This window comes from Agromyces sp. Leaf222 (assembly GCF_001421565.1).
Classification (GTDB): domain Bacteria; phylum Actinomycetota; class Actinomycetes; order Actinomycetales; family Microbacteriaceae; genus Agromyces.
Genome location: NZ_LMKQ01000001.1, coordinates 1,837,231 through 1,852,752, shown reverse-complemented (window position 1 = coordinate 1,852,752; position 15,522 = coordinate 1,837,231). Strand labels below are relative to the sequence as shown.

General features: G+C 70.8%; 13 protein-coding genes. 2 read left to right on the top strand and 11 right to left on the bottom strand.

Annotated elements, in window-relative coordinates:
- Nucleotides 1–16: 16 nt before the first annotated feature.
- Nucleotides 17–973, bottom strand: coding sequence for a thiamine-phosphate kinase (gene thiL, locus ASE68_RS08120; RefSeq protein ID WP_055860980.1), 957 nt, complete (start codon nucleotides 971–973; stop codon nucleotides 17–19).
- Between the two features lie 295 nt (nucleotides 974–1,268).
- On the opposite strand from thiL, the gene ASE68_RS08115 reads away from it, so the two are divergent.
- Together ASE68_RS08115 and ASE68_RS08110 are read left to right on the top strand one after the other, a co-directional pair.
- Nucleotides 1,269–3,002 carry a VWA domain-containing protein gene (locus ASE68_RS08115; RefSeq protein ID WP_162238260.1) on the top strand — a complete coding sequence of 578 codons (1,734 nt, stop codon included), beginning with the start codon at nucleotides 1,269–1,271 and terminating at the stop codon, nucleotides 3,000–3,002.
- A gap of 79 nt (nucleotides 3,003–3,081) precedes the next feature.
- Nucleotides 3,082–3,603 (top strand): DUF3515 family protein, encoded by a 522-nt coding sequence (locus ASE68_RS08110; protein WP_055857181.1) that lies wholly within the window; start codon nucleotides 3,082–3,084, stop codon nucleotides 3,601–3,603.
- A gap of 190 nt (nucleotides 3,604–3,793) precedes the next feature.
- On the opposite strand, the gene ASE68_RS08105 is transcribed toward ASE68_RS08110, so the two are convergent.
- The 10 genes from ASE68_RS08105 to ASE68_RS08060 all read right to left on the bottom strand — a co-directional run bounded on the left by ASE68_RS08105 (nucleotide 3,794) and on the right by ASE68_RS08060 (nucleotide 15,485).
- Nucleotides 3,794–4,879, bottom strand: a complete 1,086-nt coding sequence (locus tag ASE68_RS08105) for a D-alanine--D-alanine ligase family protein (RefSeq protein ID WP_055857180.1) — start codon at nucleotides 4,877–4,879, stop codon at nucleotides 3,794–3,796.
- Nucleotides 4,779–5,912 carry an NAD(P)H-dependent glycerol-3-phosphate dehydrogenase gene (locus ASE68_RS08100; RefSeq protein WP_055857177.1) on the bottom strand — a complete coding sequence of 378 codons (1,134 nt, stop codon included), beginning with the start codon at nucleotides 5,910–5,912 and terminating at the stop codon, nucleotides 4,779–4,781. The genes ASE68_RS08105 and ASE68_RS08100 overlap by 101 nt, the downstream gene beginning before the upstream one ends.
- Nucleotides 5,905–6,648: a 1-acyl-sn-glycerol-3-phosphate acyltransferase gene (locus ASE68_RS08095; RefSeq protein WP_235480794.1), complete on the bottom strand. Its 744-nt coding sequence runs from the start codon at nucleotides 6,646–6,648 to the stop codon at nucleotides 5,905–5,907. The genes ASE68_RS08100 and ASE68_RS08095 overlap by 8 nt, the downstream gene beginning before the upstream one ends.
- Nucleotides 6,649–6,688: 40 nt before the next feature.
- Nucleotides 6,689–8,059: a UDP-N-acetylglucosamine 1-carboxyvinyltransferase gene (gene murA / locus ASE68_RS08090; RefSeq protein ID WP_055857170.1), complete on the bottom strand. Its 1,371-nt coding sequence runs from the start codon at nucleotides 8,057–8,059 to the stop codon at nucleotides 6,689–6,691.
- Nucleotides 8,056–8,676, bottom strand: a complete 621-nt coding sequence (gene leuD / locus ASE68_RS08085; RefSeq protein WP_055857167.1) for a 3-isopropylmalate dehydratase small subunit — start codon at nucleotides 8,674–8,676, stop codon at nucleotides 8,056–8,058. Before leuD ends, murA begins: the two co-directional genes overlap by 4 nt.
- The gene (leuC, locus tag ASE68_RS08080; RefSeq protein ID WP_055857164.1) at nucleotides 8,676–10,121 is read right to left on the bottom strand and encodes a 3-isopropylmalate dehydratase large subunit; all 1,446 of its coding nucleotides are present in this window, start codon (nucleotides 10,119–10,121) and stop codon (nucleotides 8,676–8,678) included. Before leuC ends, leuD begins: the two co-directional genes overlap by 1 nt.
- A 122-nt stretch (nucleotides 10,122–10,243) precedes the next feature.
- Complete coding sequence (locus ASE68_RS08075; RefSeq protein WP_055857160.1) at nucleotides 10,244–10,924, bottom strand: FHA domain-containing protein; 681 nt, start codon at nucleotides 10,922–10,924, stop codon at nucleotides 10,244–10,246.
- A gap of 9 nt (nucleotides 10,925–10,933) precedes the next feature.
- Nucleotides 10,934–13,225 carry a transglutaminase family protein gene (locus ASE68_RS08070; RefSeq protein WP_055857157.1) on the bottom strand — a complete coding sequence of 764 codons (2,292 nt, stop codon included), beginning with the start codon at nucleotides 13,223–13,225 and terminating at the stop codon, nucleotides 10,934–10,936.
- Nucleotides 13,222–14,520, bottom strand: a complete 1,299-nt coding sequence (locus tag ASE68_RS08065) for a DUF58 domain-containing protein (RefSeq protein WP_055857154.1) — start codon at nucleotides 14,518–14,520, stop codon at nucleotides 13,222–13,224. The genes ASE68_RS08070 and ASE68_RS08065 overlap by 4 nt, the downstream gene beginning before the upstream one ends.
- Nucleotides 14,517–15,485 carry a MoxR family ATPase gene (locus ASE68_RS08060; RefSeq protein WP_055857150.1) on the bottom strand — a complete coding sequence of 323 codons (969 nt, stop codon included), beginning with the start codon at nucleotides 15,483–15,485 and terminating at the stop codon, nucleotides 14,517–14,519. The genes ASE68_RS08065 and ASE68_RS08060 overlap by 4 nt, the downstream gene beginning before the upstream one ends.
- Between the last annotated feature and the right edge of the window lie 37 nt (nucleotides 15,486–15,522).

The window sequence follows — 15,522 nt, the reverse complement described above, 5'->3', positions numbered from 1 at the left end:
GCGCGGGCGGCGTCGATCAGCCCGTTCGGCCGTCCCAGCCGGAGTAGGGGTCCCACCCGTCGGCCGCGATGTCACGACCGTCGAGCAGCACGCGCCCGGCACCTTCGACCACGCGGCCGATGGCCTCGAACGGTTCGGGGATGTCGCCGCCGGCCGGGAACGTCGCGAGCATGCCGTGATCCTCGCCGCCCGCGAGCGCGAGCCGCACCCGTTCGACGTCGTCGCCCAGCGCCGCCGAGTCGAAGTCGAACGCGACCCCGCTGTCCTCGGCGATCCGGCGCCCGTCGCGCGCGAGTCCGTCGGACACGTCGAGCATGGACGTCGCCCCGGCCTTCGCCGCGATGATGCCGGCGTGCACCGGCGGGCTCGGCGCGAGCTGGGCCCGCAGCAGGTCGGGCTCGCGCTCGCGCAGTGCGGCGGCGAGCTCGGCATCGGGCTCGCCCGCGGCATCCGTCGCCTCCTCGAACAGCAGGGCGAGGCCGCGCGCGGCGTCACCACGCTGACCGGCGTGCGCGATCACGTCGCCGACGCGGGCTCCTGAGCGGAGCACCGGGGCACGACCCTCGAGGTCGCCGAACGCCGTGACCGCGATAGTGAGCACCGACGAGGCGGAGAGGTCGCCGCCGACCACGCCGGCGCCGGGCGCGAGCGCGGCGAGCCCCTCGCGCAGGCCGTCGGCGATGCCCTCGAGCACCGAGACGCCCGTCGACGGCGGCGCGGCGATCGCGACGACGAGTGCCGTCGGGTTCGCCCCCATCGCCGCGACGTCGGTCAGGTTCGTCGCCGCCGCCTTCCACCCGAGCTCGAACGGCGTCGACCACGCGAGGCGGAAGTCGGGGCCGTGCACGAGCAGGTCGGTCGTGACCACGAACCGGCCGTCGGCCGCCGCGACCAGGGCCGCATCGTCGCCGGGGCCGAGCAGGGCGTGCCTGCCGGATTCGAGTCGAGGCAGGATGCGGCGGAGCACCGCGATCTCGCCGAGCTCGCCGGTCGTCGGCTCACCGGGCCCGCGTGCGCCCTCGACGTCGCTCGCGACATCCGCTCGATCTGCGGACACGGGTTCGGGTGAGGCGGGCACGTGGCAAGCCTAGGACAGCCGAACTTCCGCGTGATTCCGCGTGTCCCCCGAGCGGGGCACATGTCGGGCAAGTAACGGATACTTACAAATCCGGTGCACCTGCCGTACGCTGAACAGGCCTCCCCCCAGGCCGCGATACCCGAACCGCGGTGGCTCAGACGTTGCTCACCGTGCCGCAATGGAGCCCCAAGTGAGTCGACGAAGCGAACGAGCCGAACGCGAGCAATCGCGCCGCCACCACCGCCGCGTGGTCATGATGATCGCCGCGGGCGTCGTCGGCGTGGCCCTCGTCGGCGGCGCGGGCACGGCTTGGGCGAGCGGCTCGCTGAGCGCCTGGTTCGCCGGGGGCCCCGTCTGCGGCGAGCCCATCGAGCTCACCGTGGTCGCCGACACGGCGATCGCCCGGCCCGTCAAGGCCATCGCCGCCGAGTACGACGCACGCGAGGACGCGTGCTCGCGCACCGACGTCGTCGCGCAGGACAGCGCCGACACGGCGGCCCTGCTCGCCTCGGGCAACGGCTCCGACATCGACGCCTGGATCCCCGACTCCCCCGTGTGGCTCGTGCGCATGGCCGCGAGCGCGAGGTCGCTCGGCCGCGACGTGCCGGACCTCGCCCTCGAGCGCTCGATCGCCTCGAGCCCCGTCGTGTTCGCCGCACCGGTGAGCGGCGCCAAGGCCCTCGCGGGCCGCACGCTCAGCTGGACCGACGTGCTCTCGGGCGACCTGCCCACCCTCCTCGCCGACCCCGAGGCCTCGTCGGCGAGCCTCAACGGGTTACAGGCCATGGAGCGGGCCGCACCCATCGGCCAGGCCAAGCAGTTCCAGAACGCGATGATCCGGTTGAGCGACGGTGCACCCGCACGCGTCGACGCCGCATTCGGCTCGCTCGCCGTGAGCCCGCCCGGCACGGTCGCCATCGCGAGCGAGCAGCAGGTCGCGATGCACAACCACGACGATGCGTCGACGCCCCTGCTCGCGCTCTACCCCTCCGACGGCACCCTCGCGCTGCAATTCCCGTTCCTCCGCATGCTCGACGAGTCCGAACTCGCCAAGAACCTCGACGCCGAAGGCGAACCGACCGGCGACGACGCCGCCCGTGCCGAGCTCGAGCTGCGCGCCCAACAACTCGACGCCCTGAAGATCGCTCTGTGGGACGCCTCCGACCGGTTCGCCGCCGAGGGATTCCGCGACGGCACCGGCGGCGGCGAGCTCAAGCAGGACGGCGTCCTCGCCGACGCGACCGAGGTCGGGTCGGCCGCGGCATCCGCACAGGTCTCGATCCTGCGCACCTGGGGCGTCGTGAGCCTGCGCTCGCGCATCCTCTCGGTCATCGACGTTTCAGGTTCGATGGAGGAGCCCACGATCACCGGGCTCCGCCGCATCGACCTGCTGCAGCAGGCCGCGTCGACCACGATCTCGCAGCTCTCCGAGGCCGTCGACGTCGGCGTGTGGGCATTCTCGACCACCCGGATCGGCGACCAGGACTGGGAGGACCTCTCCCCCATCGAGCCGCTCGCCGACGAGGCCCACCGCACGCAGGTGCTCGACGTGCTCGCCTCGCTGCCCGCCAGGCTCGGCGGCGCGACCGGGCTCTACGACACGACGCTCGCCGCCGTGAAGCAGGTGCGCTCGGCGTACGACCCCGAGACCGTGAACTCGGTGCTGCTGCTCACCGACGGCAAGAACGAGGACGAGAACGGCATCAGCCGCGACCAGTTGCTCGACGAACTCGCCGCCATGGCCGAAGACGGCGAGCAGGTGCCCGTCGTGCTGGTCGGCATCGGCCCCGACACCGATATCGAGTCGATGCGCCTCATCGCCGAGGCCACCGGCGGGGCCGCGTACTCGGCCCAGCGCCCCGAAGACCTGAAGACCGTGCTCACCGACGCCCTGTCGCAGCGATCCTGCCGGCCGAACTGCTGATCCCGTGAAGGCGCGCATCCGCGCCTGCGCGCTGAGCCGCCGTCCGAACCGCCAGGGCCCGCACGGTACGCTGGAGCGGATGTCTCAGCACCCCGTCACGCCGCCGCGCCGCCGTCGTACCCGGGCCACCGGCATCCGCTCTGCGCTCGTCGCCTTGGCCGCCCTGACCGGCGCCGCCCTCACGGGCTGCACCCCGATCGTGAACATGCAGCCGGCCCCCGAGGCGATCGACGTCTCCTGCGCCGAACTCAGCGTGCGCCTTCCCGACGAGGTCGCCGAGCAGCCGCAACGCGAGACCGACGCGCAGGGCACGGGGGCGTGGGGCGACCCGGCATCCGTGCTGTTGCGCTGCGGCGTGCCGACCCCCGGACCCACCACGGACCCCTGCTACAGCGTCAACGACGTCGACTGGATCATGGACGACTCCGACAAGCCCAACTACCGGTTCACCACGTTCGGCCGCACGCCGGCCGTCGAGGTGTTCATCGACAGCGAGGTCGTCTCGGGCACGACGGTCATCACCGATCTCTCGACCGCGGTCTCGGTCATCCCGTCCGACGGCGCGTGCACCTCGGTCGACGACGCGGTGCCGACGGACTGAGCGCCGCCCCGCGAGGTCGTCGCAGAACCCGGACGTCGCGAGACCGGATGTCGCGAGACCGGATGTCGCGACACGGCGCGCAGGGTCGCATGGGCCGTGCCCGGCGAACCCGCACGCCGCCGAGCGACGCGAACGGCGCCGAGATGCGGGTGCATCCCGGCGCCGTTCGCCGAATCGTGGACCGCCCGCGTCAGCGCGCGCCGCGCGCGTGGCCGACCTCGATGAGCTCGGCGATGAGCTCGGGGTAGCTGAGGCCGGTGTTGAGCCAGCAGGTCGGGAACATAGAGATGGGCGTGAATCCGGGCATCGTGTTGATCTCGTTGACGACGAAGCCCTCGTCGCCGAGGAACACGTCGACGCGCGCGAGGCCCTCGGCGCCGATCGCCTCGAACGCGCGCCGGGCGATGCGCTCGAGCTCGAACGTCTCGCCGTCGCCGAGGTCGGCCGGGCAGACCAGGTCGATGCCAGGGGCGTCGAGGTACTTCGCCTCGAAGTCGTAGAACTCGCGGCCGGTGACGACCACCTCTCCGGCGACGCTCACGCGCACCCCATCGCGACCCTCGAGCACCGCGATCTCGATCTCGCGACCGGGCACCGCCTGCTCGACGAGCACCGTTCGGTCCTCGGCGAACGCCACCTCGAGCGCGGCCTCGAGGTCTGCCCAGTCGGAGACCTTCGTCACGCCGACCGACGATCCGGCCCGTGCCGGCTTGACGAACACCGGCAGCCCGAGGCCGCGAACCCGACGGTTCCACAGCTCGGCGTCGGCCTCGAGTGCGCCGCGCGAGAGCGTGACCCACGGCGCCACCGGGATGCCGGCCGCCTCGAGCGCGGTCTTCGTGAAGTGCTTGTCCATGCCGAGCGCCGAGGCCAGCACGCCGTTGCCGACGTAGGGCAGGCCGACGAGCTCGAGCAGTCCCTGCACGGTGCCGTCTTCGCCGAAGCGGCCGTGCAGGATCGGGAAGACGAGGTCGATCTCCCCGAGCGAACGCTCGCCCGCGGCATCGCTGACCCGGAGCTCGCGCGATGCCGCGCTCTCGGGCCAGCGCACGCGCGACCCGTTGTCGACGACCTCGGGCAGGTGGCCCGGATCGAGGGCGAAGCGCGTCGGATCGTCGCTCTCGAGCACGAAGGCGCCGTCGTGGGTGATCCCGACGGGGATCACCTCGAAGCGGTCACGATCGATCGCGCCCAGAACTCCGCCCGCCGTCGCGCAGCTGATCGAATGCTCGCTTGAACGCCCTCCGAAGAGCAGAACCACCCTGAGCTTGTCCATCCATCGTCCTTTCGCCCTGCGGCTCGTCATCGGTCGTGAGGTGAGGGGCGAGGTCGCGCGGCTCGAGCGTGCCGGCGAGCACCTGGCGCACCTGCTCGACGATCGGCATCTCGACGCCCTTGGCGCGCGCCAGTTCGAGCACGGGGCCGACCGATGCCAGGCCCTCGGTGGTCTGGTTCATCTGGTTCACGACGTCGGCGAGGTGGTAGCCCTGACCGAGCAGGCGCCCAGCGGTGTTGTTGCGCGAGAGCGGCGACTGGCTCGTCGCGATGAGGTCGCCGAGGCCGGCGAGCCCCGAGAGCGTCTCGCCCTGGGCGCCGTACGCGACGGCGAAGTCGGTCATCTCGACGAGGCCGCGCGTGATGATCGACGCCTTCGTGTTCTCGCCGTAGCCGACGCCGTCGACGATGCCGATGGCGACCGCGATCAGGTTCTTCAGCACGCCGCCGAACTCGGTGCCGATCACGTCGGTGTTCACGAACGAGCGGAAGTAGCGGTTGCGGGCGACGGATGCCACGGCCTGCGCCGTCTCGAGGCTCGATGACGAGACGACGGCCGCCGTCGGCTGCTCCTTCGCGATCTCGAGCGCGAGGTTCGGGCCCGAGATCACGGCGATGCGCGACGGGTCGATGGGCAGCACGTCGGCGATGACCTCGCTCATGCGCAGGCCCGTCGACTTCTCGACGCCCTTCATGAGCGAGACGATCGTCGCGCCGGCCGGCAGGAACGGCTCTGCCGCGATGAGGTTCTCGCGCAGCGTCTGGCTCGGGACCGACACGAAGACGTGCTCGGCGCCCGCGAGCGCCTCGTCGAGGCGGCTCGTGGCGCGCAGCGCCAATGGCAGGTTCACGCCCTGGAGGTAGTCGCTGTTGCGCTTGCCCTCGTTGATCTCCTTGGCGAGCTCGGGACGACGGGCCCAGATGACGACGTCGGCGCCGCCATCGGCGAGGATCTTCGCGAACGTCGTGCCCCAGCTGCCCGCGCCGAGCACGGCGACGCGGGCTCCGCGCCCGGTCTTGACCGCCCTAGCCATCGAGGCGCCCCGTCTCCTTCTGGCCGTGCTTGGTGGGATCCCACCGCTCGGCGGGCGCCTCCTCGCCACGCAGCTCGGCGAGGAGCTTCGCGATGGCGTCCATGAGCTCGCTCGTCGCCTTCAGCAGCGAGGCCTGGTCGAGCGGCTTGCCCCGGTACGCCGAGAGGTCGAGTGGCTCGCCGATGATGACGTCGATCGTCTTGCGCGGAAACGGCTTCAGCTTCTTGCCGTAGCGGCCCATGAGCTCCTGCGTGCCCCAGTGCGCGGCGGGCACGATCGGGATGTCCCGCTCGAGCGCGATGCGGACCGCGCCCGTCTTGCCGCGCATCGGCCACAGATCGGGATCACGTGTCAGGGAGCCCTCGGGATACACGACCACCATCCGCCCCTTCTCGACCAGCTCTTCGGCGGCACGGAGCGCCGCATGACTCTTGCTGCCCGCGCGTTCGACCGGGATCTGCCCCGACGTGCGCAAGAGCCACCCGAGCACGGGATTCTTGAACAGCGAGGCCTTGGCCATGAATCGGGGTGCTCTCCCGAGCTTCCAGGTCGCGGCGCCCATGACCACCGGATCGATCTCGCTGTAGTGATTGGGCGCGAGCACGAAGGCGCCGGCCTGCGGCATCCGATCGCGATGATGGAAGCGGAACCGCACCATCAGGCTCAGGATCGGCAGCACCAGCACGGCGAGGAGCCAGAAGAACGACGGGCGGCGGGTCTCCGAACGCGCCTTCACAGGATGGACGGGAGACGCGTCGTCGTGTTGCACTCACCCATTATGCGTCGAGTTCGAAGTCCGCCCCGAGGAGCTCGAGCTTCGTGATGAAGTTCTCGTACCCGCGCGCGATGATGCCCACGTTCGAGACCGTCGAGCGGCCGTCGGCCGTGAGCGCCGCGATGAGGTGGCTGAAGCCGCCGCGCAGGTCGGGAACCTCGATGTCGGCGCCCGTGAGCCGGGTCGGGCCCGAGATCACGGCGGAGTGCTTGAAGTTGCGCTGGCCGAACCGGCAGGTCGCCGAGCCGAGGCACTCCTTGTGCACCTCGATCGACGCGCCCATCTCGACGAGCGCGTCGACGAAGCCGAAGCGCTGCTCGTAGACGGTCTCGTGCACGATCGACACGCCCTTCGCCTTGCTGAGCGCCACGACGAGGGGCTGCTGCCAGTCGGTCATGAAGCCGGGGTGCACGTCGGTCTCGATGATGACCGGCTTCAGGTCTCCACCGGGGTGGAAGAAGCGGATGCCGTCCTCTTCGATGTCGAAGTCGCCGCCGACCTTGCGGAAGACGTTGAGGAAGGTCAGCATCTCGGCCTGGCGGGCGCCGCCGACGAAGATGTCGCCCTCGGTCGCGAGCGCGGCCGCGGCCCAGCTCGCGGCCTCGTTGCGGTCGAACAGCGCGCGGTGCGTGTAGCCGCTGAGCTTCTCGACGCCCTCGATGCGGATGACGCGGTCGGTGTCGACCGTGATGATCGCACCCATCTTCTGCAGGATGTTGATGAGATCCATGATCTCGGGCTCGATGGCCGCGCCCGAGAGCTCGGTGATGCCGTCGGCGAGCACCGCGGTCAGCAGCACCTGCTCGGTCGCACCGACGCTCGGGTACGGCAGCGCCACCTTGGCTCCGTGCAGCCCGTCGGGCGCCGACATGCGGATGCCGCTCGGGAGCTTCTCGACGATGGCGCCGAAGTTGCGCAGCACCTCGAGGTGGTAGTCGATGGGGCGGTCGCCGATTCGGCACCCGCCGAGGTCGGGAATGAACGCCTCGCCGAGGCGGTGCAGGAGCGGACCGCAGAACAGGATCGGGATGCGGCTCGAGCCGGCGTGCGCGTCGATGTCGGCCATGTGCGCCGTCTCGACGGCGGTCGGGTCGAGGATGAGCTCGCCCTCGACGGGACCGTCGGTCACCGTCACGCCGTGCACCTCGAGCAACCCGCGCACGATGCGCACGTCGCTGATGTTCGGCACGTCTTTCAGCACGCTCGGCCCATCGCCGAGGATCGCTGCGACCATCGCCTTGGTGACGAGGTTCTTCGCGCCCTTCAGTTCGATGCGCCCGACCAGCGGCTTGCCGCCGTTGATCGTGATGCGGTCGACATTGAGTCCGACCGCAGAAGCGTGGTTCTTGGCATCCTGCCCGAGTGTGTTCACAGAGTTCCTGATTCCGCCGGCTCCCGGATGGGGAGTGTCTTCGGCCGCCAGGCCTCTCGATGCGTCTCGAATTCGGCGATCGCCGCTTCGTCACGCAGGGTGAGCCCGATGTCATCGAGCCCTTCGAGAAGCCTCCACCGAGTGTAGTCGTCGATGTCGAACGACACCGTCAGCGTTCCGACGCTGACCGTACGAGCAACCAGATCGACCGTCACCGCTATTCCCGGCTGGGCCTCGATGACCTCCCACAGTCGTTCGACGTCCTCGTAGGCGACCTGTGCGGCGAGCAGGCCCTGCTTGCCGGAGTTGCCTCGGAAGATGTCGCCGAAGCGCGAGCTGATGACGACGTCGAAGCCGAAGTCGCGCAGCGCCCAGACGGCGTGCTCGCGGCTGGAGCCGGTGCCGAAGTCGGGTCCGGCGATGAGCACGCGGGCGCCCTGATAGGCCTGCTGGTTCAGGATGAACTCGGGGTCTTGCCGCCACGCGGAGAAGAGGGCGTCTTCGAAGCCCGTCTTGGTGACGCGCTTCAGGAAGACGGCGGGGATGATCTGGTCGGTGTCGACGTTCGAGCGGCGCAGGGGCGCCGCGATGCCCGTGACGGTCGTGAACTTCTCCATCAGCTCGCCTCTCCTTCGGTCTGCAGATCCCACGGGCTCGAGAGCGTGCCGCGGATCGCGGTGGCCGCGGCCACGAGCGGCGACACGAGGTGCGTGCGGCCGCCCTTGCCCTGACGTCCCTCGAAGTTGCGGTTCGACGTCGACGCGCAGCGCTCACCGGGGGCGAGTTGGTCGGGGTTCATGCCGAGGCACATCGAACAGCCGGCGAAGCGCCATTCGGCACCGAACGCCTCGAAGACCTTGTCGAGCCCCTCGGCCTCGGCCTCGAGCCGAACCCGGGCGGAGCCGGGAACGACCATGACGCGAACGCCGTCGGCCTTCTGCTTGCCCTCGATGATCGAGGCGAACGCACGGAGGTCCTCGATGCGGCTGTTCGTGCATGAGCCCATGAAGACGGCGTCGACGCGGATGTCCTTCAGAGGCGTGCCCGCCTCGAGGTCCATGTACTCGAGCGCCCGCTCGGCGGCGGCCCGCTCGTGCTGGTCTTCGATGGCCGCCGGGTCGGGCACGTTCTCGGAGAGCGAGACGCCCTGCCCCGGGTTCGTGCCCCAGGTGACGAACGGCTCGAGGTCGTCGGCGTCGACGAACACCTCGGCGTCGAACTCGGCGCCCTCGTCGGTGGCGAGGGTCTTCCAGTAGTCGACGGCGGCGATCCAGTCGTCGCCCTGCGGCGCGTGGGCACGACCCTCGAGGTAGTCGAAGGTCGTCTGGTCGGGCGCGACCATGCCCGCCCGGGCGCCCGCCTCGATCGACATGTTGCAGATCGTCATGCGGCCGTCCATCGAGAGGGCGCGGATGGCGCTGCCGCGGTACTCGAGCACGTAGCCCTGCCCGCCGCCGGTGCCGATCTTCGCGATGACGGCGAGGATGATGTCCTTCGCGGTCACGCCGGGTCGCAGCGCGCCCTCGACGTTGATCGCCATGGTCTTGAACGGCTTCAGCGGCAGCGTCTGCGTGGCCATCACGTGCTCGACCTCGCTCGTGCCGATGCCGAACGCCATGGCACCGAACGCGCCGTGCGTCGAGGTGTGCGAGTCGCCGCAGACGACCGTGATGCCCGGCTGCGTGAGTCCGAGCTGCGGGCCCACGACGTGCACGATGCCCTGCTCCTTGTCGCCGAGCGAGTGCAGGCGGATGCCGAACTCGGCCGCGTTGCGGCGGAGGGTCTCGATCTGCGTCCGGCTCGTCAGGTCGGCGATCGGCTTGTCGATCGCGAGGGTCGGCGTGTTGTGGTCTTCGGTCGCGATCGTGAGATCGGGTCGACGCACCGGGCGACCCGCCAGGCGCAGGCCGTCGAAGGCCTGCGGACTCGTCACCTCGTGCACGAGGTGGAGGTCGATGTAGATGAGGTCGGGCGTGCCGTCTTCGCCCTTCTTCACCAGATGGGCGTCCCAGACCTTCTCGGCCAGTGTGCGCGGGCGTGCAGTTGCGATGTTGTTGTTCATGCGTTCGTCTTCCTCGGAAACAGGGAACGGCCGACGACGGACTCCGCGACGGGAACGGCCTAGAACGAGGCCCCGCCGCGGCACCGAAGGAGAAGACGTCGTGTGGCGCGCATGGTCACAGGCTACACCGTGCCGCTGGTGGTCCGGCGCAGCGTCAGCGCGAGGTCGCCCAGTCGCAGGGTCGCCCCGACCTCGAGTTCGGCGGGTGCTCCGGGGTCGAGCACGGTGAGCTCGCCGCCGCCCGCCTGCACCGCGACGCCGTTCGTCGAGTGCAGGTCGGTGATCACGACCTGTCCCCCTCGGACCTCGATGAGCGCGTGCGTCTTCGACACCGTGCGGGTGGGGTCGATGAGCGCGATCGGGGTGGCACCGACCTGGTCGGCGCCGATCGTCGGGTTGCGCCCGACGACGACGCGGCCCACGATCTCGACCGTCTCGCCCGCCGCAGAGGTGAGGCTGAACGACGTTGCGGCCGCGGACTCCGGCATGGCAGGCCGAAGCGCTTGCGGCATTGCGAGGGATGCCGCGGGCGGGCCGCTCGGCAACGGCGTGAACGTTGGCAATGCGCGCCCTGGCAGCGCGCGCACGGTGTGGTCGCCCTGGTCGGCGCGCTCCGCCGGCGGTCGGGTGAGGCCGACTGCACCGGGCGCATCGGCGATCGGCACGCCGGCGATCGGCGCGTCGACGATCGGCACGTCAGCGGTCGGCGCTCCGGCGATCGGCGCGTCCGGCTTCGGCGCGTCTGGCTTCGGCACCTCGGGAATCAACCCGGGCGGCGGGACGATGAACTCCGGTGCGACCACGCAGGCAGTCTACCGACGTCGGCGCATGCGGTATCGGGCGATGAGCCGGCGCGAGCGCCCGACTGCCGCCGATACGACGGCTGCCGCGGCATCCGCTTCGCTCCATCGCTTCACGACGGTCTCGGAGGCGACCTGCTGGCCGTCGAAGACGTCGCGGTCGACGCTCGCCGCGAGTGCGGTCAGCCGGAGCGAGCCCGGATCCGAGTTCGGCAGGACCCCCTGCTCGACCGCCTGGTGCTCGAGCGCGCGTGCGGTCTGCAGCCGCGACGAGCGCTCGGGCGGTTCGAAGCCGAGTTCCGCGTAGCGGTCGATGAGCTCGTCCCAGGCCGCGGCCGCCGCGATCTCGTTGCCGCGGCCACGACGGCGGCGGCGACGCCGCTCCTTCGCCATCGCGACGAAGAGCATCGGAAGGAACACGATCGCGGCCGGGATGCCGAGCGATGCCGCCGTGACCCACACCCAGCCCGGAATCCGGAAGGGGCGGTCCTTGTCCTCGTCGTCGGTGTCGTCGATCTCGACGGTCGAGAGCAGGTCGTCCTCGACGTGCTCGGCGCGCGGAGGCTGGCGCACCTGCGGCTGCGGTTCGGACTTCGGCTTCGGCGTCTGGTCCTGCGGTGCGTCGACCTGGTCGGGCGTCGGCCGGAACGAGACCCAGCCGACCCCTTCGAACGGCACCTCGACCCAGGCCGTGACGTCTTCGCCGACCACCTCGACGGAATCGTCGTCTTCTCCGACCTCGGGTGCGAAGCCCATGACGACGCGCGACGGATACCCGAGCTGACGAGCCATGAGGGCCATCGCCGAGGCGTACTGCTCCTCGTCGCCGACCATCGAGGACCGCGTGAAGAGCTCGATGAGCCGGTCGGCACCGTGGCCTGCTCGCGAGGCGATCGAGTCGGACGCGAGACCGTGGCTGAGGAATCCGTTGGTCTTGAGGCCGCGTTCGATGTTGCGGAGCTGCTCGATCGGCGTGGTCGCGTCGCCGGCGTACTCCTCGCCCTTCGCCGTGACGACGTCGGGAACGTTCTCGACCGGCGGGAGCTCGATCGTGGCGACCGGCACGTCGGCGAGGTCCTCGTCGCTCGGTTCGACCTGCATGCGCGAGTCGAGCCGGTAGCGGGTGCCTTCGCCGACGCCGCTCGTCAGCACGGCCGTGCCCGCCGCGGCGTTGTAGCGCAGGTCGCCCGAACGGCCGGCGCTGCCGGTGTCGTCGAGCTTCAGCTCGGTGCCGTATCCGACGGTCGGGAGCCAGACGTCGTCGTACCCCGACACGTCGAGCTCGATCGAGCGCGTGCTGCCGAGCGTCGCGAGCGGCGGCTGCGGCAGCGTCGGTCCGGTGATGGCGTAGCCGCCGTCGTCGTCGGAGTCGCCCGGGCCGGCGACGTTCCAGAGCCGGCCCGTGTAGGAGTTCATCGAGGCCAGCCTGATGATGTCGCCGGGTTCGAGCCCGGTGACGGTGAACAACGGCTCCTCGGCGAGGTCCTTCGTGTAGTTGCGGAACCCGGCGAGCGGGCTCGAGAACTCGAGCGGGTCGAACGGCGGCACGACCTGATCGCGAAGCACGAAACGCTCCGGCGCGATCGGGGCGACGGCCAGCCCGGCCACGGCGCCGATCGCGACGGCGCCCGCCACGACCACGGCGGATCCGCGGACCTTCTGCGCCCGGAGCCGTCGCGCGCCGGCTGCGTCGGTCTCGACATCCGATCCCCGTCGCCAGGCGAGCCAGACCAGCGCGATCACGGCGAACGCCACTCCGCGCACCCCGGCGTAGAACGCCTCGTCGGTGCCGAGGAGGATGCCGGAGATGAACAGCAGCACCGGGCCGATGAGGATCACGGCACTGCGGGCGACGGTTCGGCGCTTCGGCAGCCAGCGCAGCACGAGCATCGAGCCGACGAGGGCGACCGCCCATGCGGCGACGTACGGCACCACGGCCACGTAGTAGGGAGCCTCGACCGGCGTGCCGATCGTCAGGATGTCGGCCCAGCCGTAGACCGCGCCGATCGCGAGGCCGGCGAGCGAGGTGAGGCTCGGCAGCACCCCGAAGATCGCCGACTCCGGCATCGTGAACGGCGTGCCGAGCACGAAGTACATGGCGAGGCCGAGCACGACCGTGGTCAGCACGCCCAGCCGCAGGACGGTGCCGAGGAGCGCGGCGGCCGTGCCGACGACGAGGCCCGCGACGGCCGCGAGCAGGAAGTCGAGGTCGCCGAAGCTCGTCTCGTAGCCGAGCACGGCGAGCAGCGAGAGCACCGACAGCACGACGAGGTCGGTCACGGCGGTACGCGGAATGCGGTTCACGGGCGCACCCTCCCGACCAGGCGCGAGAGGTCGGACAGGGCGCCGACCGTGACGACGGTGGTTCCGGCGACCTTCGCGATGCGCGAGGTCGCGCCGAGCTCGACGCGGAAGCCCAGGGTCTGCGTGTCGGCCCCGAAGACGGTCTCAGCCGACCGGTACTCGGCCAGCGGCACCATCGAGCCGGCGACGATGATCGCGACGCTCGGCGGCGACAGCCGCTTGGTGCGATCGCGCACGAAGGACCGCATCGAGTCGAAGGCTCCGGATGCCGCGGCGATGCGGCTCGTGTCGTCGAGCAGCGCGGTCGGGGTCGCCGTGCGAAGGCTGAGCTCCTCGGTGAGCACGTCGACGCGCGTCGCATCGCGGATCACCTGCACGCCGAGCGAGGCGAGCACCGAGACGCCGAGCTCGAACTCCTCGTCGGAGGCGTAGTTCGCCCGTTCGGTGCGCTGCAGCAGCGCGAGCTGCGATCGGCGGGTCTCCTCGTACTGGCGCACCATGAGCTGGCCTGTGCGCGCGGAGGTGCGCCAGTGCACGTTGCGGAGCGCATCGCCGGGCTGGTACGCCCGCAGGGCGTGAAAGGAGATGTCGTTGTCGGTGATGGTCTTCGTGACCTCGCCCTCGAGGTCGCGCACGAGCCCCGCCGCCGACGGCTTGAGGCGTGCGGTCACGGGGTGCACGAAGAGCTCGACGGGCTCGCTCCAGCGCACGATGCGGCGCAGCAGGCCGAGCTGGTCGCCGCGCACCGAGACCGCAGGCCCGGCGACGATGACCGCGCGGCGGTTGGTGGGCACGGCGAAGAGCTCCTCGTGCTCGTCGTCGGCCGGCAGCGCAGGCACGATGAACTCGGCGAGACCGGCGCCGACGGGCAGCTCGAGTCGCGACGGGATCGACGTCTTCGCGCCCGTGTTCGTGACCGCGAGACGACCGAAGGCGCGTTCCCCGGCGACGACGCGCGTCGGCTGCAGGGCGACCTCGACGCGGTAGTGCATTCGGCCGAGCGTGAACGGCACGCTCACGAGCATCGCGGCGAGCAGGGTCGCCCCGAGGAACGCGAGCTCGATCCAGCCGAGCGCCCAGGCCACGATGAACGAGACGAGCGAGGCGAGCAGCACGAGCCATCCGGTGACCGAGATCACGCCGGTGACCGGCGCGGCCCAGTCGGCGACCCGACGGGCGCCGCGAGCGACGCCCCCCTGCGCCGAGCGAGCGGATGCCGCGAGCGAACGCCCGACGGCCCGTGCAGCGATGCGCGCCTGCGACGGGGGTCGGGGCGCGCGCGGCTCGGCGCTCATGCGGCGCGGTAGGCGGGCGGGGCGACGTCGACGATCACCGAGGCGACGATGTCCTCGGCGGTGGCGCCGGCGAACTCGGCCTCGGGGTCGACGATGATGCGGTGCGCGAGCACCGACACCGCGAGCTCGCGCACGTCGTCGGGCGTGACGTACGTGCGGCCGTGCGCGATGGCCCAGGTCTTGGTCGCACGGGCCAGCGCGAGCGCGCCGCGCATGCTGACGCCGAGCGCGGAGTCCTTGTGCTCGCGCGTTCCGGTGACCAGCTCGTTGAGGTAGGAGAGCACCGAGGCGTCGACGTAGACCTCCGACGCGAGCTGGGCCATGGTGGTCACCGAGCTCGACGCGATGATCGGGGTGACCTTGCCGGCACGGGCGCGGTTGGCCGAGTCGAGCAGCAGCGTGACGGCGGTCTCGTGGTCGGGGTATCCGAGCGACGTCTTGATGAGGAAGCGGTCGAGCTGCGCCTCGGGAAGCGAATAGGTTCCGGCCTGCTCGACCGGGTTCTGCGTCGCGATGACCATGAACGGGCTGCCGACCTCGTAGCCGACGCCGTCGACCGTGACACGACCCTCCTCCATGACCTCGAGGAGCGCCGACTGGGTCTTCGGGCTCGCGCGGTTGATCTCGTCGGCGAGCACGATCGACGCGAAGATCGGGCCGCGGTGGAACTCGAAGTGCCCCTTGCCCTGGTCGAAGATCGTGACACCCGTGACGTCGGACGGCAGCAGGTCGGGCGTGAACTGGATGCGCGAGTGCGTGCCGTCGAGCGTGTTCGCGAGCGCCTTCGCGAGCACGGTCTTACCCGTGCCGGGGAAGTCCTCGAGCAGCACATGCCCGTCGGAGAGGAGCGCCGTGACGACGAGCTCGATCACATGGCGCTTGCCGAGGATCGCCTGGTCGATGTTGTCGACGAGCTTCGAGAAGGCGTCCTGGAACCACTGCGCCTGCTCCTGCGTTACTGCCATTGGTGCTCCTTGATCTCCGGGCCGGGGTCGGCGCCGT